2 protein-coding genes and 1 pseudogene are annotated in these 1,125 nt (G+C 36.4%); 1 reads left to right on the forward strand and 2 read right to left on the reverse strand.

The annotated features are described in order from the left end of the window. Positions 1–301 (forward strand): annotated as a pseudogene (locus tag AC1DVJ_RS31075) (IS110 family RNA-guided transposase); the annotation flags it as partial. A 138-nt stretch (positions 302–439) separates the two neighbouring features. Here the strand turns inward: AC1DVJ_RS31075 and AC1DVJ_RS31080 are convergent. Then, a complete protein-coding gene (locus AC1DVJ_RS31080) occupies positions 440–733 on the reverse strand; it encodes a hypothetical protein (protein ID WP_477596810.1) in 294 nt (97 codons plus the stop codon). A gap of 144 nt (positions 734–877) precedes the next feature. Beyond that, positions 878–1,125: hypothetical protein (locus tag AC1DVJ_RS31085; RefSeq protein ID WP_477596812.1), on the reverse strand; the 248-nt coding region annotated here is incomplete at its 5' end.

Consider the following 1,125-nt stretch of genomic DNA (forward strand, 5'->3'; position numbering starts at 1 on the left):
GAACGGAAATAAATATCTGAAATCTGCATTGGTTGAAGCTGCCCATTCCGTTGCAGGGTCAAAAAACTATCTCGGCGCCATGTATAGACGTACAGCAGCACGAAAAGGAAGAAAACGAGCAGCCATAACTGTGGCTCATGCAATGTTAAGAATTTCCTTCTATCTTTTAACTCGTAAGGAAATGTACTTAGACTTAGGTGAAGATTATTTTGACAAACAAAAGCAACAATCTATTGTAAAGTACGCACTTCGACGACTAGAAAACTTAGGTTATTCTGTAACCATTTCAGAAGTCTCCTAATTCTTTTAAGAAACCAATATCTCTTTGTTTCGGGCGCTCCACCCTTTTAAAAAAATGAATGTGCTGCGTCTTATTTACTGTTGTCTTTTTCAGTGACTGCAGTTTTAATTTTCATGGGAGTTCAATACAATATGATTTTCAGATATTTTGATCCGTGTGATTATTTCCCCAATTCAAGAACTTAATCCAAATAAACTCATCAAAAACTGAATCTTTATCGAGTTGAAAATGTTCTCCAAGTCCTCTCCACTCGGAGAAATTAAACTCTTTAGGATGCTTCCCTAGTTTGGTAAGTTCAATGAGTAGTCCTTCAAACGCCATCTCATATTCACTGTGGTTGAAGTAATGCTCTACTTCTTTAATGTCCTCAGCACTTAAGAGTTCTTTGGAGGAAATTATAAACTGTTTTAATTGAATATAAGAAGTATCCATATCTTCACCTCAATATTTAATTTCACTATTTGTTATGTAACAATCCTGCCCGTTATGCCCGTTAGCGGGGTAAAGTGCTGCCACTCGGCAGCACTTCACTGTTTTACTATCGTTATCCGTTAGCTTAGTTGCGGAGAAAATAAACTATTGTACAGGAATTTCGAGTTCTTTACGGAGTTGATGTACGGTCTTTTCACCTTTTTGGTATTCTTCTCTTCCTTTTTTAAATCGTTCGATCATTTTTTCTGATTCTTCTGCCTTTTTGAGATACGTATCGTCGTTATATCTTTTCGCAGCATCCTTAAATTCATTGACACCCATTGAATAGTTTTCAATGGCTTCATCTAATCGCTTAGCAAAATTTTCAGTATCGTCAGGATCAGCTTCTAGTT

The sequence above is a fragment of the Paenibacillus sp. P4_A9 genome (assembly GCF_056402415.1).

What these genes read in the sequence shown, in the direction of transcription:
- AC1DVJ_RS31080 (WP_477596810.1), bottom strand. Translation starts at nt 733, where the DNA reads ATGGATACTTCTTATATTCAATTAAAACAGTTTATAATTTCCTCCAAA.